Origin of the sequence: Pseudomonas sp. VA159-2 (assembly GCF_024126635.1) — a bacterium.
GTDB lineage: Bacteria > Pseudomonadota > Gammaproteobacteria > Pseudomonadales > Pseudomonadaceae > Aquipseudomonas > Aquipseudomonas muyukensis.
This window is the reverse complement of sequence record NZ_JAMYBV010000040.1, coordinates 1-20,777: the sequence shown is the minus strand read 5'-3', so window position 1 is coordinate 20,777 and position 20,777 is coordinate 1. Positions and strand designations below refer to the sequence as shown.

At 65.8% G+C, this 20,777-nt stretch carries 17 protein-coding genes; 5 read left to right on the top strand and 12 right to left on the bottom strand.

What is annotated here, in order from left to right:
• Nucleotides 1–173 precede the first annotated feature (173 nt).
• The 3 genes from NJG22_RS23255 to NJG22_RS23245 are packed head-to-tail and all read left to right on the top strand — an operon-like array spanning nt 174 to nt 5,643.
• On the top strand, nt 174–1,412 hold the full coding sequence (locus tag NJG22_RS23255; RefSeq protein WP_253098178.1) for an exonuclease SbcCD subunit D C-terminal domain-containing protein: 1,239 nt from the start codon (nt 174–176) through the stop codon (nt 1,410–1,412).
• Nucleotides 1,409–5,053, top strand: coding sequence for an AAA family ATPase (locus NJG22_RS23250; protein ID WP_253098176.1), 3,645 nt, complete (start codon nt 1,409–1,411; stop codon nt 5,051–5,053). The genes NJG22_RS23255 and NJG22_RS23250 overlap by 4 nt, the downstream gene beginning before the upstream one ends.
• Nucleotides 5,050–5,643, top strand: a complete 594-nt coding sequence (locus NJG22_RS23245) for a glutathione S-transferase (protein WP_253098186.1) — start codon at nt 5,050–5,052, stop codon at nt 5,641–5,643. Before NJG22_RS23250 ends, NJG22_RS23245 begins: the two co-directional genes overlap by 4 nt.
• A gap of 149 nt (nt 5,644–5,792) precedes the next feature.
• Here NJG22_RS23245 and NJG22_RS23240 read toward each other — a convergent pair whose 3' ends face one another.
• From NJG22_RS23240 to NJG22_RS23190, 11 genes are all read right to left on the bottom strand, one after another.
• Nucleotides 5,793–5,969, bottom strand: coding sequence for a hypothetical protein (locus NJG22_RS23240; protein WP_253098174.1), 177 nt, complete (start codon nt 5,967–5,969; stop codon nt 5,793–5,795).
• A gap of 260 nt (nt 5,970–6,229) precedes the next feature.
• Nucleotides 6,230–7,360 (bottom strand): lactonase family protein, encoded by a 1,131-nt coding sequence (locus NJG22_RS23235; protein WP_253098172.1) that lies wholly within the window; start codon nt 7,358–7,360, stop codon nt 6,230–6,232.
• Complete coding sequence (locus tag NJG22_RS23230) at nt 7,326–7,616, bottom strand: DUF5629 family protein (RefSeq protein ID WP_217848913.1); 291 nt, start codon at nt 7,614–7,616, stop codon at nt 7,326–7,328. Before NJG22_RS23230 ends, NJG22_RS23235 begins: the two co-directional genes overlap by 35 nt.
• 109 nt (nt 7,617–7,725) lie before the next feature.
• Entirely contained in the window at nt 7,726–10,119 is a 2,394-nt protein-coding gene (locus tag NJG22_RS23225; protein ID WP_217848914.1) for an RND family transporter, read from the bottom strand.
• Nucleotides 10,116–11,132 (bottom strand): YCF48-related protein, encoded by a 1,017-nt coding sequence (locus NJG22_RS23220; RefSeq protein ID WP_253098169.1) that lies wholly within the window; start codon nt 11,130–11,132, stop codon nt 10,116–10,118. Before NJG22_RS23220 ends, NJG22_RS23225 begins: the two co-directional genes overlap by 4 nt.
• 268 nt (nt 11,133–11,400) lie before the next feature.
• Nucleotides 11,401–14,058, bottom strand: a complete 2,658-nt coding sequence (gene pepN / locus NJG22_RS23215) for an aminopeptidase N (protein WP_253098167.1) — start codon at nt 14,056–14,058, stop codon at nt 11,401–11,403.
• A 13-nt stretch (nt 14,059–14,071) separates the two neighbouring features.
• Entirely contained in the window at nt 14,072–14,902 is an 831-nt protein-coding gene (locus NJG22_RS23210) for a DUF2797 domain-containing protein (protein WP_217848920.1), read from the bottom strand.
• On the bottom strand, nt 14,899–15,159 hold the full coding sequence (locus NJG22_RS23205; RefSeq protein WP_133328852.1) for a DUF1315 family protein: 261 nt from the start codon (nt 15,157–15,159) through the stop codon (nt 14,899–14,901). Before NJG22_RS23205 ends, NJG22_RS23210 begins: the two co-directional genes overlap by 4 nt.
• A gap of 13 nt (nt 15,160–15,172) precedes the next feature.
• The gene (locus NJG22_RS23200; RefSeq protein ID WP_253098165.1) at nt 15,173–16,051 is read right to left on the bottom strand and encodes a rhomboid family intramembrane serine protease; all 879 of its coding nucleotides are present in this window, start codon (nt 16,049–16,051) and stop codon (nt 15,173–15,175) included.
• Nucleotides 16,048–17,019 carry a metallophosphoesterase gene (locus NJG22_RS23195; protein WP_253098164.1) on the bottom strand — a complete coding sequence of 324 codons (972 nt, stop codon included), beginning with the start codon at nt 17,017–17,019 and terminating at the stop codon, nt 16,048–16,050. Before NJG22_RS23195 ends, NJG22_RS23200 begins: the two co-directional genes overlap by 4 nt.
• Complete coding sequence (locus NJG22_RS23190; protein ID WP_134693921.1) at nt 17,019–17,909, bottom strand: NAD(+) kinase; 891 nt, start codon at nt 17,907–17,909, stop codon at nt 17,019–17,021. The genes NJG22_RS23195 and NJG22_RS23190 overlap by 1 nt, the downstream gene beginning before the upstream one ends.
• A 43-nt stretch (nt 17,910–17,952) precedes the next feature.
• On the opposite strand from NJG22_RS23190, the gene NJG22_RS23185 reads away from it, so the two are divergent.
• Together NJG22_RS23185 and NJG22_RS23180 are read left to right on the top strand one after the other, a co-directional pair.
• Nucleotides 17,953–18,942: a DUF1853 family protein gene (locus tag NJG22_RS23185; RefSeq protein WP_253098162.1), complete on the top strand. Its 990-nt coding sequence runs from the start codon at nt 17,953–17,955 to the stop codon at nt 18,940–18,942.
• Between the two features lie 142 nt (nt 18,943–19,084).
• Nucleotides 19,085–19,630 (top strand): cytochrome b, encoded by a 546-nt coding sequence (locus tag NJG22_RS23180; RefSeq protein ID WP_253098147.1) that lies wholly within the window; start codon nt 19,085–19,087, stop codon nt 19,628–19,630.
• Here the strand turns inward: NJG22_RS23180 and NJG22_RS23175 are convergent.
• Entirely contained in the window at nt 19,621–20,514 is an 894-nt protein-coding gene (locus tag NJG22_RS23175; RefSeq protein ID WP_253098144.1) for a pyridoxal-phosphate dependent enzyme, read from the bottom strand. The two genes, NJG22_RS23180 and NJG22_RS23175, sit on opposite strands and share 10 nt — an antisense overlap.
• Between the last annotated feature and the right edge of the window lie 263 nt (nt 20,515–20,777).

The window sequence follows — 20,777 nt, the reverse complement described above, 5'->3', positions numbered from 1 at the left end:
TCTTGAGCCTTGCAGCGCGCACAAGATCGAGCCCCGCGCGGGCGGCGCGCGCGCCCCTGGGCGCTACAACTCTTTCCCCCGATACAGGGCAACGACGCTCGGTGCCTACCCCGCGATGAGTTACCATAGCGCCCTAATCCAAACGCCCCAGCCGCTCACCCAACGGATCTTCCATGCGTCTGTTTCACACCTCCGACTGGCACCTGGGCCAAAGCCTGCACGGCCAGGAACGCGACTTCGAACACGCCTGCTTCCTCGACTGGCTGCTCGGCCAGCTGCGCCTGCGCCAGCCCGACGCCCTGCTGATCGCCGGCGACATCTTCGACACCGTCAACCCGCCGGTCAAAGCCCAGGAACGGCTCTACGACTTCATCGTCCAGGCCCACGAACAACAGCCCAAGCTGGATATCGTGATGATCGCCGGCAACCACGACTCCGGCTCGCGCATCGAGCTGCCGGCGCCGCTGATGCGCCGCCTGCGCACCCATGCCCTGGGCCGTGTGCACTGGCTCGATGAAGGCCAGCTGGACGCCGAGCGCCTGCTGATCCCGCTGACCAATGCCCGTGGCAAGGTCTGCGCCTGGTGCCTGGCCCTGCCCTTCCTGCGCCCGGCCGAAGTCACCGGCCCGGCCCTGGGCGACGATTACCTCAAGGGCATCACCCAGGTGCACGAGCAACTGATCGGCGCCGCGCAAAAAATCCGCAAGAAGGACCAGGCACTGGTCGCCATCAGCCACGCGCACATGGCCGGCGGCAGCATCAGCGAGGACTCCGAGCGCAGCCTGATCATCGGCAATGCCGAGGCGCTGCCGGCGCGGCTGTTCGACAAGGCCATCAGCTATGTCGCCCTCGGCCACCTGCACAAGCCACAGAAGGTCAACCGCGAGCAGCGCATCCGCTACAGCGGCGCGCCGATCCCGCTGTCGTTCGCCGAAATCAACTACCCGCACCAGGTGCTGGAAGTGGAGCTGCAGGGCAGCGAGCTGGTCAGCGTCGAGGCGCGCCTGGTCCCCCGTGCCGTGGCCCTGCAACGGGTCGGCCCGGCGCCGCTGGGCGAACTGCTCGAACAGCTCGCCCAACTGCCGATGATCGACCTGCTCGAAGACCCCAACCGTCAGCCCTGGCTGGAGGTACGGGTGCGCCTGGACGAGCCGCAACCGGACCTGCGCCAGCAGATCGAGACCGCCCTGCAGGGCAAGGCCGTGCGCCTGGTGCGCATCAGCGCCGAGTACGCCGGCGCCGGGCGCCAGGAGGACGACGAACAGGCGTTCGTCGAGCTGGCCCAGATGACCCCGCAGGACCTGTTTGGCCGCGCCTGGGAGCAGGCCTACGGCAATGCCGCCGACGAGCAGGCCCTGGCCGACTTCGCCGAGCTGCTGCAAGACGTGCTGCAAGAAGAGGAACAGCCATGAAGATTCTCGCCATCCGCTTGAAGAACCTGGCCTCCCTTGCCGGCCCCATCGACATCGACTTCACCGCCGAGCCCCTGGCCAGCGCGGGCCTGTTCGCCATCACCGGGCCCACCGGCGCCGGCAAGAGCACCCTGCTCGACGCCCTGTGCCTGGCGCTGTTCGGCAACGTGCCGCGGCTCAACGACATCGCCCGGGAAGCCAAGGTGCCCGATGCCGACGGCGACATCCCCACCTCCGACCCCCGCAACCTGCTGCGCCGCGGGACCGGCAGCGGCTTCGCCGAAGTGGATTTCGTCGGTATCGACGGGCGCCGCTACCGTGCCCGCTGGGAGGCAAACCGCGCCCGCGAGAAGGCCACCGGCAAGTTGCAGAACAGCCGCCAGAGCCTCTACGACCTGGACAGCGAGCAACTGCTGGGCAGTGGCAAGAACGAATACAAGCAACTGGTCGAGGCCCGCCTGGGCCTGAACTTCGAGCAGTTCACCCGCGCGGTGATGCTGGCCCAGAGCGAGTTCGGTGCCTTCCTCAAGGCCGACGACCGTGAGCGCAGCGAACTGCTGGAAAAGCTCACCAACACCGCGATCTACACCCGCCTTGGCCAACGGGCCTTCAGCAAGGCACGGGAAACCGGCGAGGTTCACAACGACCTGAAAAAGCAGGCCGAGCACCTGCTGCCGATGGAGGCCGAAGCCCGCGCCGCCCTCGACCAGGCGCTGGCACAGGCCCAGCAGCAGTTCAAGGCCGAGCAGGCACGCCAGCGCCAGCTGGAACAGCAGCGCACCTGGCTTGCCGAACAGCAGCGCCTGCAGGCCCAGCACAGCGAAGCCGCCACGGCGCTGGACAATGCGCAACACCAGTGGCAGCAACTGGCCGAACAACGCGTCGACCTGCAACGCCTGGAACGCCTGGCGCCCCAGCGTCACCAGTTCCACCGCCAGCAGCACCTGGCCGGGCAGCGGGCCCCCGTGCTGGCCGATATCGACCAGCAACAGCGCCAACAAACCGAACTGCAGCAACACATCGACGCGCTGCAGCAAGCCCTGGAAACAGCCCGCCAACAACTGGTCCAGCACCAGGCCCTGCATGGCGCAAACGCCCCGCGCCTGCGCCAGGCCTTTGCCGCCCAGGGCGACCTGGCGCGCCTGGACCAGGAGCTTGCCGAGCAACGCCAAGCCTGTACCCAGGCCGCACAGGAAGTCGATACAGCCCGCCAGCAGCTACAGCAACTTGAAGACGCCCAGCAACGCAGCCTGCAGCAACTGGCCCGGATCGACAGCGCCCTGGCTGAAAGCGAACCGCTTGGCACCCTGGCCGACGCCTGGCAGGCCTACCTGCCGCAACTCAAGCAGGTGATGCTGATTGGCGGCCGCCTGGCCCAGGGCCGCGAGGAACTACCCGGCCTGCAGGCCCAGGCCAGCCAGGCCAACGCCCAGCTGCAAGCCCAGCGCGAGCACTTCGAGTTGCTGTTCCGCGAGGCGGGGGCCGAGCCCCAAGCGCTGGCCGAGCAGATCGACCTGCTCGGCGCCATGCTCCAGGACAACCGCAAGCAGCAGCGCGCGGTCGAGGAACTGTCGCGCCTGCATGGCCGCGAAATGGAACTGCGCGCCAACCTCGACGCACTGCACGAGCGCCAGCAGCAGGCCATGCACCAGCGCCAGCAACTGATCGGCGAAGGCACGGCGGCCAAGGCCGAACTGGAAAACGCCGAACAGGCGCTGACCCTGACCCGCCAGTTGCTCGAGCGCCAGCGCCTGGCGCGCAACACCAGCGTCGAGGAACTGCGCGCGCAACTGCGCGACGGCGAGCCCTGCCCGGTTTGCGGCAGCGCCGAACACCCGTTCCATCAACCCGAAGCGCTGCTGCACAGCCTCGGGCGCCACGACCAGGCCGAGGAAGCCGCGGCGCAGCAGCAGGTCGAACAGCTCAATACCCGGTTGGTGGAGCTGCGCACCCAGCTGGGCGTGGTCAACGCCCAGCTCAAGGATTACCAGCAGCAACAACAGCAGTTGGGCGAGCAGCTCCAGACCGTGCTTGAACAGGTTCAGGCGCATGCCCTGTGGCCAGCGCTGGCGCCGCAGGACGACAACGCCCGTGGCAAGTGGCTCGACGGCCAGTTGCGCCGCCTTGGCGAGGAGATCGACCGCGACGAGAAACGCCAGGGCGCCCTGCTCGCCCTGCAAAAGGATGCTGCCCGCCTCACCCAGCAATTGCAGGCCACCAGCGAAGCCCAGCAACAGGCCCAGCGCCACCTCGACCAGCAGCACCAGGCCCTGGCCGCCGACGAGCAACAACTTGCGCAGGCCCTCGAAAGCCTCCAAAGCGTGCTGCCCCCGGGGATTCTCCAGGCCCTGCGCGACGACCCGGCCAATGCCTTCCTCGGCCTCGACCAGCAGATTGCCCAACGCCTCCAGCAACTCGACCTGCGCAAGGACGAGCTGGAGGAACAACAGGCTCGCCAGGCCCAGCTGGACAAACAGCGCGATCAGCAACAAGCACGCCTGCACAGCCAGCAGCAGCTGCAACAGAAGCTCGCCGCGCTGGACGAACAACACCGCCAGGCGCAGGCCACCCTCGGCGAGCTGCTCGGTGAACAGCCCAGCGCCGAAGCCTGGCAACAGCACATGGACACCCAGCTGGAACAGGCCCGCGCCGCCGAGGCTGACCGCGCTCGACAACTGCAAGCGTTGCACACCCAGGGCATGCAACTGGCCGGTGAACTCAAGGCCAACCAGCAGCGCCTGCTGGCACTGGAGCAGGAGCACCAGCAGTTGCAGGGCGACATCGCCCAGTGGCGCAGCGAACACCCAGAGCTGGACGACGCAGGCCTCGAGCGCCTGCTGGCCATCGACGACAGCCAGGTGGGCGAACTGCGCCAACGCCTGCAGGCTGCGGAAAAAGCCGTCGAGCAAGGCCGCGTACTGCTGGGGGAGCGTGAGCAGCAGCTGCAGCAACACACCGCCCAGGCCCATGATGAACTGCCCGTCGAAGCCCTCGAGTCAGCCCTCGCCGAGTTGGCCGAGCAGTTGGCGGCCCAAGAGCAGCAATGTGCCGAACTGCGCGCCCGACAGGCCGAGGACCAGCGCCGCCAACAGGCCAGCCAGGCCCTCGGCGAACAGATCGAAACAGCACGCCTGCAATGGCAACGCTGGGCCCGCCTGAGCCAGCTGATCGGCTCGGCCTCGGGCGACGTGTTCCGCAAGATCGCCCAGGGTTACAACCTTGATCTGCTGCTGCACCACGCCAACAGCCAGCTGCGCCAGTTGGCCAGGCGCTATCGCCTCAAGCGCGGCGGCAGCGCCTTGGGCCTGCTGGTGCTGGACACCGAGATGGGCGACGAACTGCGCTCGGTGCATTCGCTGTCGGGCGGCGAGACCTTCCTGGTCTCCCTGGCCCTGGCCTTGGGCCTGGCGTCGATGGCGTCGAGCACCTTGCGTATCGAATCGCTGTTCATCGACGAGGGCTTCGGCAGCCTCGACCCCGAGTCGCTGCAACTGGCCATGGATGCCCTGGACGGCCTGCAAGCCCAGGGCCGCAAGGTGGCTGTGATTTCCCACGTGCAGGAAATGCACGAGCGCATCCCGGTGCAGATCCAGGTACGCCGCCAGGGCAACGGCCTGAGCGATATCGAGGTGTGTGGGTGATTCTTTACTCGTTCCGCCGCTGCCCCTGGGCCATGCGCGCGCGCCTGGCCCTGCGCTACGCCGGGTGCGCGGTGCAGGTGGTCGAAGTGAAGATGAAGGAAAAGCCGGCCGAGCTGCTGGCACTGTCGCCCAAGGGCACGGTGCCAGTGCTCGATAGCGGAGACAGGGTGCTGGAGGAAAGCCTGGACATCATGCGCTGGGCGCTCGAGCGACACGACCCCGAGGATTGGCGCCTGCTGGCCGACCCGGCCGCAGCGCGCCAGGCCGATGCGCTGATCGCCCGCAACGACAGTACGTTCAAGGCGCAGGTGAACTTGTACAAGTATGCCGAACGCTATCCCGACCATGCCCGGGAGCATTATCGACAACAGGCCGAGGCCTGGCTGGCCGAGCTGGAAAACCTGCTCGCCGACCAAGCCTTCCTGTTTGCCAACCACCCAAGCCTGGCCGACGCCGCGTTGCTGCCGTTGATGCGCCAGTTTGCCGGGGTCGAACCCGAATGGTTCGCCGAGGCGGCTTATCCGCGCCTGCGCAGCTGGCTGCAAGGGTGGCTGGATTCAGCCTTGTTCAAAGCCGTCATGGCCAAATGAAACGCTGTCACAGCGCCAGGATTGGCGCGGACATCAGCAACAACACAACCGCCGTGATACGCCACATCATGCTCTGCCCCTTTGAAGAGTCAAAAAATTAGCGTCAAATTAAATCACATGGCGTTGTGCTATTACCAACGGCTTTACACTCAATGGGAATGCTTGCTCAGCGCGGCATGGAAATGCGCGCTCTGCTGCAAGTACTTTTGCGTATAGCTGTGGGTGTTGGCGACCTTGCCGCCCTGCTCCAGCTGGGCGTGAGCGGGCTGGACAACCGAAGCGGAAATGGCGGAAGCGGCAATGACCGGGAAGAGATTGAAGTTCATGTGGGCGGACCTCGACATCAGTGGTTTTGACATTGCCCCGTCGGGGCCTTGGGTCAAAACTTACGCCGATGGGGGCGCCTGCTGAAATTCATTGCGACAGTAGCGATTATTACGCCTATCGATAATAAGACGCGCGCCCTGTAGGAGCGGCCTTGTGTCGCGATAGGGCTGCACAGCAGCCCCCAGCGATTTCTGCTTTCACGCTGAAACCCTGGGGCCGCGCTGCGGCCCTTTCGCGACACAAGGCCGCTCCTACACGTTTACTCGAGAAACTTGAGGTCTGAAGGCGCCGGCTGCTCAAGCTTCTGCACGGTGTCACCGAGCTTGCCATCGCGCGGATCGCGGCGCATGACCACGATCTGGTTGCTCTTCTGGTTCGCCACCAGCAGGTAGTTGCCATCCGGATCGAGGGCGAACTCGCGGGGATGGTCGCCCTCCACCGAACGACGCTGCAGCAAGGTCAGTTGGCCGTCGTCCTTGCCCACCGCATACACCACGATCTCGTTGGCGGTACCGCGATTGCTGACATACAGGAAACGCCCATCGGCCGACAGGTGCAGACCGCCAGCGGCCTTCGCCTGCGCCTCCTGGCGCTCGGTCAGCGGCAGGCGCTGGCGCTCGAGCAAAGCACCGTCACCTACATCGAACACCACCACCTCGGCGCTCATTTCCAGCGTCAGGTAGGCATGTCGGCCCTTGGCGTCGAACAACAGGTGGCGCGGGCCGCTACCTGGCGGCAGGTCCACCGACGGCGGTATAGCCGGGCTCAGCGGATGCTCGGGGCTGGCGCCGTCGTAGCGGTAGATGAACACCTTGTCCGCGCCCAGGTCGCAGGCGTACAGGTGGCGGCCGTCGGGCGACAGCACCAGCGCATGCACATGGGCACTGGCCTGGCGCTCGGGATTGACCTTGCTCGGCGTATGCCGGGCCTGCTGCACTGCGGGCTTGAGCTTGCCATCCCGGGTCACCGGGATCACCACCAGGCTGCCACCCGGGTCGGGTGCCACCGCGTAGTTGGCGACGAACAAATAGCGCTGGTCATGGCTGAGGTTGGCGTGGGTCGGCTCGTCGCCCAGGCTGGGGACCTGGTTCAACGCTTTGATCTCGCCATTCTTACCCAGCGAGAAACTGCTGACCTGGCCCTTGGGCGTTTCATTGACCGCGAACAACTGGCGCTGGTCAGCCGACAGCACCAGCCACGAAGGGCTGACGCTCTTGACCACCTGCCGGGGTATGGCGTCGATCTGGCCAGTGTGGGAATTGAAGTCGTAGCGGTAGATCCCTTCGCTGCCGTTGTCGGTGTAGCTGCCCACCAGCAACGTGGCGGCCTGGGCGTTGACTGACAAAACCATGAGGCTAGCGGTCAGCAGGCGTGTCCATTTCCTGTTCATCGTCTTCTTCATCCGGGGCACGAAAAGCACTCATACAGACTAGACGATGCTCGCCTTCGTCACTGGCCAGGCTCCAGTCATCGCCCGTGCCGGTGGCGGCGGCGACCTGGTCGGGGCTGAAGGTCCAGCGGCGCAGTTGGCGACCGTCCATGCATTCGATGCTCAGGCCGGATTCGTCGAAGGTGAAATCGAAAGCGTGCAGGCCGTCGATCAGCAGCATGTCGCAGGATTCGAGGGCGGTGGCGAGGGTGGTCATGGCAATACCATTTCAGACAAATGCCGCCATTATACGCAATCGCAGCTCATGCCCGCTCCCACGCCAAGCACATCGTGGGAGCGGGCATGAGCTGCGATCCTGGCGTCACTCAATGGGCGAAGATCGACCCGCCCTCCTTGCCCGCCAGCTTGGCCGGCTTGATCAGGAAGCGCGCCAGCGCCGGCAACAGCCACAGTGCACCGAACATGTTCCACAGCAGCATGAAGGTCAGCATCAGGCCCATGTCGGCCTGGAACTTGATCGCCGAGAAGATCCAGGTGCACACGCCGATGGCCAGGCACAGGCCGGTGAACAGCACCGCCTTGCCGGTGGAGCGCAGGGTTTCGTAATAGGCCTCCTGCAACGGCAGGCCAGCACGCAGGAAGCTTTCCAGGCGGCTGTAGATGTAGATGCCGTAGTCCACGCCGATACCCACGCCCAGCGCCACCACCGGCAGCGTGGCGACCTTGACGCCGATCCCCATGAACGCCATCAGCGCGTTGCCCAGCACCGAGGTCAGCACCAGCGGCAGGACGATGCACAGCGTCGCGGCGAAGGAGCGGAAGGTGATCATGCACATCACCGCCACGCAGATGTACACCAGGATCAGGATGGTCAGCTCGGCCGACTTGATCACCTCGTTGGTGGCCGCCTCGATGCCGGCGTTACCGGCCGCCAGGAGGAACTGCAGGCCATCTTTGTTGTGGCTGTCGGCGAAGGCCTTGGCCGCGGCGGTGACCCGCTCCAGGGTTTCGGCCTTGTGGTCGTTGAGGAACACCAGCACCGGCGCCAGCGAGCAGTCGGCGTTGTACAGGCCGTCGGCACGGGCGATGGAGTTGTTGAGGATGTCCGGGTTGCGCGACAGCGTTTCCCACTTCAGGCTGCCCTCGTTCATGCCCTTGATGACCTGCTTGGACACGGTCACCAGGGAGATGGTCGACTGCACCCCTGGGGTGTTGTCCATGGTCCACATCAACGCGTCGATCGGTGCCATGGTCGAGTGGATCGAACAGCTCTCGGCCGGGGTCTTGACCATGATCACCAGCACATCGGAACTGGTCGAGTAGTTGCTGATGATGAAGCTGTTGTCCTGGTTGTAGCGCGAGTCCGGGCGCAGCTCCGGGGCGCCCTGGTCGAGGTCGCCGATCTTCAGGTTCTGGCTGTACCAGAGGCCGCCGGCGAAGGCCAGCAGCGCCAGCACCACCGACACCGGCGCCACCTTGGCGCTGGCGAAGTTGGACAGCAGGCGCCAGAACGGGTGTTCACAGGTGGCGTCCTTCTTGCTGCGGGCGATGGCTTTCTGGCTGATGCCGACGTAGCTGATCGCCACCGGCAGCAGGATCAGGTTGGTGAACACGATCACCGCCACGCCGATCGAGGCGCCGATGGCCAGCTCGCGGATCACCCCGATATCGATGATCAGCAGGGTAATGAAACCCACCGCATCGGCGAGGATGGCGATCATCCCCGGCAGGAACAGCTGGCGGAAAGTGCGCCGCGCGGCGGTCAGGGCGTTGTCGGCGTCGCTGGACTGCAAGGCGATGCCGTTGATCTTCTGCACCCCGTGGGAGATGCCGATGGCGAAGATCAGGAAGGGTACCAGCATCGAGTACGGGTCCAGGCCGAAGCCCACCGCATGCATCAGCCCCAGCTGCCAGACCACCGCCACCAGGGTGGTGACCAGCACGGCGATGGTGCTGCGGATGCACCAGGTGAACCAGTACAGCAGCGCCCAGGTGATCAGCAGCGCCACGCCGAAGAACAGCGCCACCATCACCAGGCCGTCGATCAGGTCGCCGACCTTCTTGGCGAAGCCGACGATGTGGATCTTCACGTTGGGGTTCTGCGCCTGGAACTTGTCGCGGATCTTCTCCTCGAGCTGGTGCGAGAACTGCTGGTAATCGAGCTTGACCTGCTTGCCCGGATCCTGCGGGTCGGGGTGGCTTTCCAGCAGCGGAATGTCGATGATGCTCGACTTGAAGTTGTTGGCCACCAGGCGCCCGACCTGGCCGGACTTGAGCACGTTGTCGCGCAGCGTGTCGAGGCTGTCCTGGGAGCCGTTGTAGGTGTTGGGAATCACCTCGCCACCGGAGAAGCCTTCCTCGGTGACCTCGCTCCAGCGCACGCTGGGGCTCCACAGCGACTTGAGGCCCGCGCGATCGACACCGGGGATGTAGAACACCTCGTCATGGATCTGGCGCAGGGTCTCCATGTAGTCCTTGTCGAAAATGTCGCCGTTGACCGCCTCGACCGACACGCGCACGGTGTTGCCGAGGTTGGCCAGGTCGTTGCGGTGCTCCATCATCTGCTCGATGAACGGGTGCTGCAGCGGGATCATCTTCTCGAAACTGGTGGACGGGCGGATCTGCGTGGCCTGCCAGAACAGGAACACGCTGACCAGCAGGCAGATGGCGATGACCGCCGGACGATTGTTGAAGATCAGGCGTTCCAGCAGGGTGGCCTTGTCCTTGTGCTGCATGTCGAAACTCTCCCGGCTGGTCATGGACGCACCGCCTCTACGCCGTCGGCCGAGGCCAGGTGCACGCCGCCCTGCCCGACCAGCAGCAGGCCGCCGACGCCCAGGCCGCTGACCCCCGACAGGGCGATGCGGTCGGCGCGGTTGCGCACGCTGAAGGTCTGCCCATCGTCATGGCTGCGCAGCACGCTGCCACCGTTGCCGACCAGCACCAGGCTGCCGTCCTCGAGAAGCGTAGCGCTTGCCAGGCCGAATTCGAGCGGGCCGCGTTCAGCCTTGAGCGCGATCGGCTGCCAGCTGTCGCCGAAATCGCTGGAACGGAACAGGTTGCCGCGCAGGCCGTAGGCCAGCAGGGTGTTGGGCTGGGCGGTGCCGATCACGCCGAACAGCGAGCCCTCGTAGGGGCCCTGGACCTTGGTCCAGCTCTGGCCGTTGTCGCTGGAGCGGAACATGCTGCCCTGCTCGCCGACGATGAACAGGCCGGCGTCCTTCACCTGGGTGATGCCGTTGAGGTGCAACTGGTCGGGGTTGTCCAGGCGCTCGGCGACGTCCTGCCAGTGCTGGCCGCCATCGAGCGTTTCCAGCAAGGCGCCGTAGGCGCCCACGGCAAAGCCGTGCTGCGGGTCGAGGAAGCGCACATCGAGCAAGGGGGCTTCACGGGACAAGTCTTCGAACTGCTTGCTCCAGGTGGCGCCGCCGTCGCTGCTGGCGAGAATCTGCGCGTCATGGCCAACGGCCCAGCCGCGCTTGTCGTCGACGAAAAACACGCCGGTGAGCAGTTGCCGGGTGGGCACCCGGGCTTGGGTCCAGGTCTTGCCCTGGTCGTCGGAGAACAGGATGTGGCCGCGATCACCGACCACCACCAGGCGCTGCCCGGCATGGGTGGCGCCGATCAGCAGGCTCTGGCTGGCCTTGGCCGATTCCACCGAATAGTCGTCGGCGGCCACCGCCGCCTCGACGTTGCCAGCGCCGATGCCCAGCACCAATGCCAGCATCGCGCCTGCCGCCAGCCGGCGACGTGGCGTAATCCGCTCACTCATGACTGCCCCCTGTTGTGTTCTTGTGGTGGGTCAATCTATTGCCAGGTACTGCCGAAACCCCTGTTCCAGAGGCCTGGAATAGCTTCTGGCCATGCTATCGGGATTGTCCGACAGAACACAACGAGCGGGACGTTATGTTTTGTTAACCACAAAAAACCGGGGCCGCCTTGCGGCCCATCGCGACACCAGGCCGCTCCTACAGAGATTCGCGATCCCCTGTAGGAGCGGCCTGGTGTCGCGAAAGGGCTGCGCAGCAGCCCCAAGGGTCTCAAGCGAGACTTTTGCTCACCACCTCATACACATCGCTGGACAGCGCTCCCGACGTAAGGATCCGCTCCAGCTCGCCCTTCATCAGCGCCTGACGCTGCTCGTCATACTTGCGCCAGCGGGTCAGCGGTGCCAGCAGACGCGAGGCGATCTGCGGGTTCAGCGCATTGAGCTCGATCACCAGGTCCGCCAGGAAGCGATAGCCCGAGCCATCGACCGCATGGAAGTTGACCAGGTTCTGCCCGGCGAAGCCACCGATCAGCGCGCGCACCTTGTTCGGGTTCTTCAGGGTGAAGGCCGGGTGCTGCATCAGCGCCTTGACCCGCGCCAAGCCGCCTGGTTGGCTGCTCGCCGCCTGTACGCTGAACCACTGGTCCATGACCAGCGGGTTGTCCTTGAAGTGCTCGGCGAAGCTTTCCAACGCCTTGGCCCGCTCGGCCTCGAACGGCGAGTTGACCAGCACCGCCAGGGCGGTGAGGCGCTCGGTCATGTTGTCGCACTGGTCGAACTGCTCCAGGGTCGCCGCCAGCACCTGCGGCTTGCCACCCAGCATCAGGTACGACAGCGCGATGTTCTGCAGGCTGCGACGGGCGAAGTGCTCGGCCGAGGCCACGTACGGGGTCTTGCGCGAGACCTCGCGGTTGGCCTGGTAGCGCGCCCACAGGGCGTCGAACAGTTGCTCGGCGATCTGCTGGCGGGCGAACTCGCGGGCAGCGTGGATCGCATCGACATCGGCCACCTGGCTAATCTCGGTGAGATAAGCCTCACCCGGCAGCGAGAGCATCTCGGCGACCATGGCCGGGTCCAGCGCTTCGTTGCCCAGCACGGTGCCCAGGGCGGTGATAAGACGCTGGTCGAGCTTCAGCGCTTGGCCACGCTGATGCTGGCCGATCAGCTCCTGCAGCACCTGCACCGACAACTGCTGCCCCGCTTCCCAGCGGTTGAAGCCGTCGCTGTCGTGCTGCATCAGGAACATCAACTGGTCGCGGTCGTACGGGAAGCCCAGCTTGACCGGCGCGCTGAAGCCGCGCAGCAGCGATGGCAGCGGCTTGGCGGTGATACCTGCGAAGGTGAAGGTCTGCTCGGCCTCGGTCACCGACAGCACGCGGCTGGTGCCGGCGGCCTGCGCTTCGCCGACCAGGCGCAGCGGCAGGTCGTTGCCCTCGGCGTCCAGCAGGCCCAGCGCCACCGGAATCACGAACGGCAGCTTCTCGACCTTGTCCGGCGTCGGCGGGCAGCTCTGGCGGAAGGTCAGGCTGTAGGTCTGCGCGGCGGCGTCAAACCGCTCGCTGACCTCCAGGCGCGGCGTGCCGGCCTGGCTGTACCAGCGCTTGAACTGGGTCAGGTCGACGCCGTTGGCGTCTTCCATGGCCTTGATGAAGTCGTCGGTGGTCACCGCCTGGCCATCGTGGCGCTCGAAGTACAGGTCGCTGCCCTTGCGGAAGCCCTCGGCGCCCAGCAGGGTGTGGACCATGCCCACCACTTCGGCGCCCTTCTCGTACACCGTCAGGGTGTAGAAGTTGGAGATCTCGATGAAGCTTTCCGGGCGCACCGGGTGGGCCATGGGGCCGGCATCCTCGGCGAACTGGTGGGTGCGCAGGTAGGCGACATCCTCGATGCGCTTGACCGTGCGCGAGTTCATGTCGGCGCTGAACTCGGCGTCGCGGTACACCGTGAAGCCTTCCTTGAGCGACAGCTGGAACCAGTCGCGGCAGGTCACGCGGTTGCCCGACCAGTTGTGGAAATACTCGTGGGCGACCACGCCCTCGACGCGCTGGTGCGCGGCGTCGGTGGCAGTTTCGGCGCGGGCCAGCACGCAGCTGGAGTTGAAGATGTTCAGGCCCTTGTTTTCCATGGCGCCCATGTTGAAGTCGTTGACCGCGACGATCATGAAGATGTCCAGGTCGTATTCGCGGCCATAGACTTCCTCGTCCCAGCGCATGGACTTCTTCAGGCTGACCATGGCGTGGTCGCACTTGTCGAGGTTTTCCGGCTCGACATAGATGCGCAGCGCCACGTCACGACCCGACTGGCGGGTAAAGGTATCCTCGACGCACCACAGGTCGCCGGCCACCAGGGCGAACAGGTAGGCCGGTTTCTTGAACGGGTCTTCCCAGGTCGCCCAGTGCCGGCCATCTTCCTGGGGACCGCTGCCAACCGGGTTACCGTTGGACAGCAGCACCGGGTAACGATGCTGCTCGGCGATCACCGTGGTGGTGAAGGTGCTCATCACATCCGGGCGGTCGAGGTAATAGGTGATCTTGCGGAAACCCTCGGCCTCGCACTGGGTGCAGAACATCTTGCCGGACTTGTACAGGCCTTCCAGCGCGGTGTTGCTCTCCGGGTGGATCTTCACACTGGTGTCCAGGGTGAAGCGCTCGGCCTTGGGCTGCACGGTGAGGGTGTCGTCATCGAGCTGATAGTCGCCGGCGGCGAGCGCCTGGCCGTCCAGCTGCACGCTCAGCAGCTCCAGCTGCTGGCCGTCGAGCACCAGCGGCGGCAGGCCGGCGCCGCGCTCGGGGTTGCGGCGCATGACCAACTGCGCATGGACCAGGCTATGGTCCTCGAACAGCTCGAAGGTCAGGTGGGTCTCTTCGATCAGGTAGTCGGGGGCCTGATAGTCCTTGAGGTGGATCACTTGCGGTTGTTCGGTGCGCATGGTGACGGTCCTTTTACTGAAGCACGGCCAGTTGGTAGGCCGTGTACTTGCGAATGTTGATCACGCCGGTGTCGAAAATCAGGTACTGGCCCTTGATCCCCAGCAGCGTGCCTTCCACGACCGGGTCCTTGTCGAGGTTGAAGCTGACGATTTTTTTCGGGTAGGCCTCGACCGGGTAGCGCATCTGCACCACCTCGGCGTCGGGCAACGGCTGGATGGCCTGCAGGCCGAAGCGCTCGTGCAAACTGCGGATGCCGTCGGCGCAAGCGTCGAAGATCTGTTCGCGAATGGCCGGCAGGTCGAGCACCTCGGCATCGCCCTTGAGCAGCGCGCGCCAGTTGGTGCGATCCGGCACCTGGCTGCGCAGCACGTCCTCGACCAGCCCGGATTGCTGGCGGGTGGCCACGCGCATGATCGGCAGCGCCTGGCTGGCGCCCTGGTCGAGCCAGCGGGTGGGCAACTGGGTGGCGCGGGTGATGCCGACCTTGATGCCCGACGAGTTGGCCAGGTAGACCACATGGTCGGTCATGCAGAACTGCTCGCCCCACGAGGGTTCGCGGCAGGTGCCGGCATCGTAATGGCATTTTTCCGGGGCCATGATGCACACGTCGCACTGGGCCAGCTTGGTCATGCACGGGTAGCAGTAACCTTGGCTGAAGCTGGTCTTGGTGCGCTTGCCGCAATGGCTGCAATGGATCGCGCCCAGGTACTCCAGGCGAATCGACTGGCCAATCAACGGATTGACCGGCACCTCGGTGTCATCCAGGCGGAAACTGTATTGAACCACCGGTGCGTCCAGGCGCACCGCCATCTTGCTCAAAGAGCCACGAGCGAGTTCGATCAATGTACCGAGTCCGACTTGAACAAAATGTTGGCGATTGGCGCGGACTTCGAGGCGCACTCCTGCGGGCCCATGTAGCCGGTGCGCTGCTCTTCGGGGAGGTTTTTCATTTCCCAGGCGATCACCGCCTGCAGCGACAGTTCTTTCTGTTCGGCGGTCAGCTTGCGGCCGTCGGACCATTTGCCGATCTCCACGGCCGTCTTCAGGCTCTGGTAGATCTCGGGGGTAATGTTTTCGATCATTTGCGCGAAAGTGGACATGCGGTCTCCTCAGTCAGGCGGACAGTCTACGCCTGGCGAGGGCTCCGCCCAAGAGCCCGGTCAGGCATCCGATGAGCAACCCGCCGACATGGGCGGCGTTGGCGATCTGGCCGAAGCCAAGCTGACCGACCACGCCACTCAGGCAGATCAGCAGCCAGATCAGCATCATCACCAGCACGCCTCTGGGCAGGTTGAACTGCCGATTGGGTGCCAGCCAGTGGTACAACCAGACGTGCCCGAGCAGGCCATAAAGCACACCGGACAAACCGCCGAACAGGCTCGGACCACTGGTAAAATGCTGGGCCAGGTTGGACACCAGGCTGAACAGCAGCGTCAGCGCCAGCAACATCCACGGACCCTGGCGCAGTTCTATACGCTTGCCCAGCTCCCAGTACCAAAGGCCATTCATCGCCAGGTGCAACACGCCAAAGTGCAGCAGCATCGGCGACACCAGGCGCCACCATTGACCTTCGGCCAGGGCCTGGGGCAATGAGGTGAAGTAGAGGTAGTCACCCTGTACCTGGAACGGCAGGAACGTGAACCAGGCGATGGTCGAAAGATTGTCGCCCAGGCCGGTCAGGCCGGCTACCACCAGGCTAAGCAACAGGACCGTGGCGGTGACCTTGCAGGCCATGGCCTGTTGCTTGAGCGAAGGCGCTGTGGGCGTGCTCGCTGGCAAGTCGATTTGCATGGGGCGCTCCACCTCGGCGTTGCCGTCGGGAAAGCGCTGGTACAGCTGGCGCACGTCGTTGGCCATCGCAGGGGGCGCCCAGAGCACCTGCTCGTCACCCTCCTCCACGACCCGATGCGGAACCTGCAGGCGGCGCAGCAGCGTGACGAAACCGCCAAGATCGACACTCAACGGCAGGCGTAGCACTTCGATCACGGTCACTGGCTGGCCTGCGGGCGTTCGACATCGACCCAGACGAACTTGTGCGGGTCGATGCGGGTTTCGTCGTCCAGCCGATAGGCCGCCAGCTTGCCATAGAGCACCGCGCTGTAGTCCAAGCAGGCCAGGTTGGCGCGGATCGGCGCGGGCCGGCCGCTGCGCCAGTAATGACCGACGAACAGCAGCGGTTCGTCCTCGGCGTAGCGCAACAGGGCATTCTTCTGGCTGTGGCTCAACGGCGTGCGGGCCACCTCGTCGGGCAGCGCGTCGGGCTGGAAGACGATATCGCCGTAGGTCTGCGGGTCTTCTTCCCAGAACTTGGTGCGGAAGAAGGCGCGGGTCAGGCCATCGCCGCCGGTCAGGGTCAGGCCATCCGGCAAGCGCATGTCGGTGCCGCGCAGCAGGCGGTTGCATACGGTCGAGGCGAAACTGCCGGACACCGCCGAGGCCTGCACGAAGTGCTCGTCGATACAACCGCTGGGGTATTGCTGCTGCAGCGGCGCGATCAGCTGCGGGTCCCAGCAGGCGTGCACCAGGCGGAAACGCCCAGCGTCGACGAACAGCGGCAAGGTGTAGAACCACTGGAGGAAGTCGTGCCAGTCGCCGGGGTGCTGGGCGAACTGGGTGAGGGTCTCGTCGATCAGCCGCGCGTGCCGGGGGGTGTGCTCGCGCACAAAGGCCTTGCCGCTCCCCGGCAGTGCCGGGGTGACCCAGGCCAGGGCGTTGTATTCGTGGTTGCCCATGATGCAGAAGGCCTGGCCGGCCTCGACCATGTCATGGACGATGTGCAGCGCCTCGCGAATGCGCGGGCCGCGGTCGACGATGTCGCCGAGGAACAGCGCCTGGCGCCGTGGGTGGCGCCAGACCCCGCCGACCCGCTTGTAGCCGAGGGTGTCGAGCAGGCGCTCGAGGGTCAGTGCGCAACCGTGCACGTCGCCGATGATATCGAAACTGCGCGCCGGATCGAACATCAGTCGTCCCTGCCTCCCAGGCGGCTGCCCCAGCCGAGCTTGGTGCGGCAGACCTCATAGTAGTTGTGGTCCAGCGGATGGATCAGGCGCAGCTTCTGCGGCTTCTTGCTCACCGTGATGGTGTCGCCAGGGGCACAGGTGAAGTGGTTCTGGCCGTCGCAGGATACCTGCGGGTAGATCTGCAGGTCCTTGGACACGACGATCTTCAGCTCGCTGTTGCCGTCCACCACGATCGGCCGGCCCGACAGGGTATGCGGGTACATCGGCACGATGACGATGGCGTCGAGCTTGGGGTGCATGATCGGGCCGCCGGCGGACAGCGCATAGGCCGTGGAACCGGTAGGCGTGGCGACGATCAGGCCGTCGGCCTTCTGGCTGCAGACGAACTGGCCGTCGATGTAGATTTCGAACTCGATCATCCGCGTCGACTTGCCCGGGTGCAGCACCACGTCGTTGAGCGCGTCGCCCTGGCCGATAGCCTCGTGATGGCGGCGCACCTCGGCCTGCAGCAGGAAGCGGTTTTCCACCAGGTAATGGCCGTCGAGTACCTCGGCGACCTTCTCCTCGAGTTCGTCGGGGCGGATATCGGTGAGAAAGCCCAGGTTGCCACGGTTGATGCCCAGCACCGGTACATTGTGCCGGGCCAAGGCGCGGGCGGCACCGAGCAGGCTGCCGTCGCCACCGACGACGATGACCAGGTCGCAGACTTCGCCCAGCAGCTTGCGCGTGGAGGTCTGCAGGCCGTGGCCGGGCAGCACTTCGGCGATGGCATCCTCGAGGATCACGTGCAGGTGGCGCTCGAGGAGGAATTTTTTCAGTCGGCGAATGGTGTCGAGCACCTGGGAGCTGCCAAGGCGGCCGATGATACCGATATTGCGAAATTGCTCCATGGTGCTCCTGCAAAGCTCTGCGGCGGGTGACAATGGCGCGATTATGGGCGAAAGGACTGGCCAGCGGCAAACCGGCTATGCTCGCAGGATGATGCCGTTCGCCGACCTCCAGCCCCTGCCCCGCCAACTGCGCCATCCGGCCGTGCGCGACCTGGCCTGGACGCTGCTCGCCCCGCCGCTGCTGGCGCAGTGTGCCTGCCCGCAACGCCATCCGCTCAGCGCCAGTGACTGGGCCGGCGACCCAGGGCGCCTGGCCGCTTGGCTCGCTGGCCTGGACCGCGACCCCAGCCCGCTGCTGGCCTGGCTGGCGCGCCTGACCAGCCGCCGCCTGGGCCTGTATTACGAAGCGCTGTGGCAGTTCGCCCTGCGCCAGGCCCCGGGCGTCGAATTGCTGGCAGCCAACCTGGCGATCCGCGATGGCAGGCGCACCCTGGGCGAGTTGGACATCCTGCTGCGCGACCGCGAAGGCGATCATCACCTGGAGCTGGCGATCAAGCTCTACCTGGGGCCGCCGCAGGGCGACGGGCATGACCCGGCGCACTGGATCGGCCCCGGCTGTCATGACCGCCTCGGCAGCAAACTGGGGCACCTGGCCGGGCATCAGCTGCCGATGTCCGCCCAGCCCCATAGCCGGGCGGCATTGGCCGAACTGGGGGTGACCGCAGCCGCGGCGCACCTGTGGCTAGGCGGTTACCTGTTCTATCCCTGGCCAGGACATGCCGAAGCGCCTACCGGCGCCCATCCGGCGCACCTGCGCGGGGGCTGGCTGCATCGACGGGAATGGCCGGGGTACGCGGCGCAATGCCCTGCCGCTCGCTGGCAACCCTTGCCCCGCCATGCCTGGCTGGCACCGGCCCGGGTGCAGCCCCAGGCATGCTGGAGCAGCAGGCAATTTCACGACTGGTTGGCGGCACTGGACGAACTGGCGCCGGCGCAACTACTGGTGCGCCTGGAGGAGGACGCGGACGGCGCCTGGCAGGAGGCTGCGCGGTTGTTTCTTGTGGCCAACCCATGGCCACTATTGCGGCCTTGACCTACCTGCCCCTGCAGGCGCCAGCCTTGCTGGCGAACCCGCTGAAACAGACCCAGCGCAACGAAATTTTTACCGCGACCGTTTACAGTGGGTATCAGGCGCCGGCAAGAGCGCCTTCCCGACCTGATGACGAGGACCCACCATGGTTTCATCCACCCCCGCGACCCATTACGCGCGGCTATCGATTGCCCTGCACTGGCTGATGCTGGTGCTGCTGGCTGCCGTCTATGCCTGCATCGAGCTGCGCGGCCTGTTCCCCAAGGGCAGCGCCGAACGCGACCTGATGAAAGACCTGCACTTCATGCTTGGCCTGAGCGTGTTCGTGCTGGTCTGGCTGCGCCTGGCCCTGCGCTTGTCGCGCCCGACCCCACCGATCGTACCCAGTCCGCCGGCCTGGCAGACCGGCCTGTCGCACCTGGTGCACCTGCTGCTGTACCTGATGATGATCGGCCTGCCCCTGGCCGGCTGGGCGCTGCTCAGCGCCGCCGACAAGCCGATCCCGTTCTTCGGCCTGGAACTCCCGGCCATTGCCGCGCCGGACCAGGACCTGGCCCAGTTCATCAAGGGCTGGCATGAGCGCATTGGCAGCTGGGGTTACTGGCTGATCGGCCTGCACGCCGTGGCCGGGCTCTATCACCACTACGTGCGCCGCGACAACACGCTGCTGCGCATGCTGCCCTACAAGTAGCCACGCCTTCCCTGCAGACCTCCGGTATGCAGGACCACCAGGCGGGTGCCGGGCGCGAACCGCCCGGCCTCGACCTCATCGCGCAGGGCCAGCAGCGCCTTGCCGGTGTACAGCGCCTCCAGCGGTATTGCCGTTTGCCGTTCGGTGTCGTCGATGAAGCGCAGCAGTGCCGGGTCGATTCTGGCGAAGCCACCGCGGCTGGCGTCGTGCAAATGATAGCCCGCCTTCCCGGCGAGGGCGGCGATCTGCGCTGGCACGCCATGGCCCACCGGCACCGCCAGCGCGCCATGCACCGGGTGTTCACCCGCCTCTGCCAGCACCAAGCCGGCCAGGGTGGTGCCGGTGCCGACGGCCAACCACCAGGCGTCGTAGTCTGCCCAGCCGAGCGTGGCCAGTTGCGCCCGGCACTGCTCGACGATCAGCGCGCAGCCTTGCGCGCCGGCCACGCCGCCGCCGCCTTCGGCAATGCACTGCCATCCGGGATAAAGGGCCTGCCAGGGCGCCCAGAATTCGGGCGCGTGGCGCGCCCGGTAGCCGCCGTAGCCGAGCCAGTGGAGCTGCATGCCCAGTGCCTGCAGGTCACGCACGGTTGGCGTGTCCTGGGGCTGGCCGCGCAGCAGCCCGGCGCTGGCGAAGCCGAAGCGCTTGCCGGCGGCGGCGAGGGCGTGAAGGTGGTTGGAGTGGTTGCCACCGAGGCTGATCAGACCCGGTGAGCCGGCCTCGCGCGCGGCAAGCAAATGGTGACGCAGCTTGAACCATTTGTTGCCGCTGATCAGCGGGTCGATCAGGTCCAGACGCAGGATGGCCCCTTCTACGCCCGCGCGGCGCAGCCAAGGCAGGTCGAGGCGTTGCAAGGGGGCTTGGGGCAGGGAGAACTCAGACATGACAGGAGTTTATCTGATCGCGCTGCTGGGCATGCAGCGCTCTTGTGCTTGTGAAGTTGCCCTTGCCCTTGCCCTTGCCGATCAAGAGGCTGACGCCAAACCCTGCGAGCGACAGCTGCGCCAGTGCAGGCGCCGCCCGTAACTTCGCGACTTCAGGAGGCCGAACGCAGGCCTTGCGTAGGGAGGATGCCCGTCAAGCGCTGGGGCCCAGGATGGGCCCTACAGCGCGGTCCTCCCGGGAGCAAGGCCGGAGTGAGGGAACC

Coding starts and splice junctions, on each gene's coding strand:
- NJG22_RS23255 (WP_253098178.1), top strand. CDS start 174: ATGCGTCTGTTTCACACCTCCGACTGGCACCTGGGCCAAAGCCTGCAC.
- NJG22_RS23180 (WP_253098147.1), top strand. CDS start 19,085: ATGGTTTCATCCACCCCCGCGACCCATTACGCGCGGCTATCGATTGCC.
- NJG22_RS23190 (WP_134693921.1), bottom strand. CDS start 17,909: ATGGAGCAATTTCGCAATATCGGTATCATCGGCCGCCTTGGCAGCTCC.
- pepN (WP_253098167.1), bottom strand. CDS start 14,058: ATGCGCACCGAACAACCGCAAGTGATCCACCTCAAGGACTATCAGGCC.
- NJG22_RS23235 (WP_253098172.1), bottom strand. CDS start 7,360: ATGAACAGGAAATGGACACGCCTGCTGACCGCTAGCCTCATGGTTTTG.
- NJG22_RS23185 (WP_253098162.1), top strand. CDS start 17,953: ATGGGCGAAAGGACTGGCCAGCGGCAAACCGGCTATGCTCGCAGGATG.
- NJG22_RS23250 (WP_253098176.1), top strand. CDS start 1,409: ATGAAGATTCTCGCCATCCGCTTGAAGAACCTGGCCTCCCTTGCCGGC.
- NJG22_RS23205 (WP_133328852.1), bottom strand. CDS start 15,159: ATGTCCACTTTCGCGCAAATGATCGAAAACATTACCCCCGAGATCTAC.
- NJG22_RS23240 (WP_253098174.1), bottom strand. CDS start 5,969: ATGAACTTCAATCTCTTCCCGGTCATTGCCGCTTCCGCCATTTCCGCT.
- NJG22_RS23225 (WP_217848914.1), bottom strand. CDS start 10,119: ATGACCAGCCGGGAGAGTTTCGACATGCAGCACAAGGACAAGGCCACC.
- NJG22_RS23220 (WP_253098169.1), bottom strand. CDS start 11,132: ATGAGTGAGCGGATTACGCCACGTCGCCGGCTGGCGGCAGGCGCGATG.
- NJG22_RS23195 (WP_253098164.1), bottom strand. CDS start 17,019: ATGTTCGATCCGGCGCGCAGTTTCGATATCATCGGCGACGTGCACGGT.
- NJG22_RS23175 (WP_253098144.1), bottom strand. CDS start 20,514: ATGTCTGAGTTCTCCCTGCCCCAAGCCCCCTTGCAACGCCTCGACCTG.
- NJG22_RS23230 (WP_217848913.1), bottom strand. CDS start 7,616: ATGACCACCCTCGCCACCGCCCTCGAATCCTGCGACATGCTGCTGATC.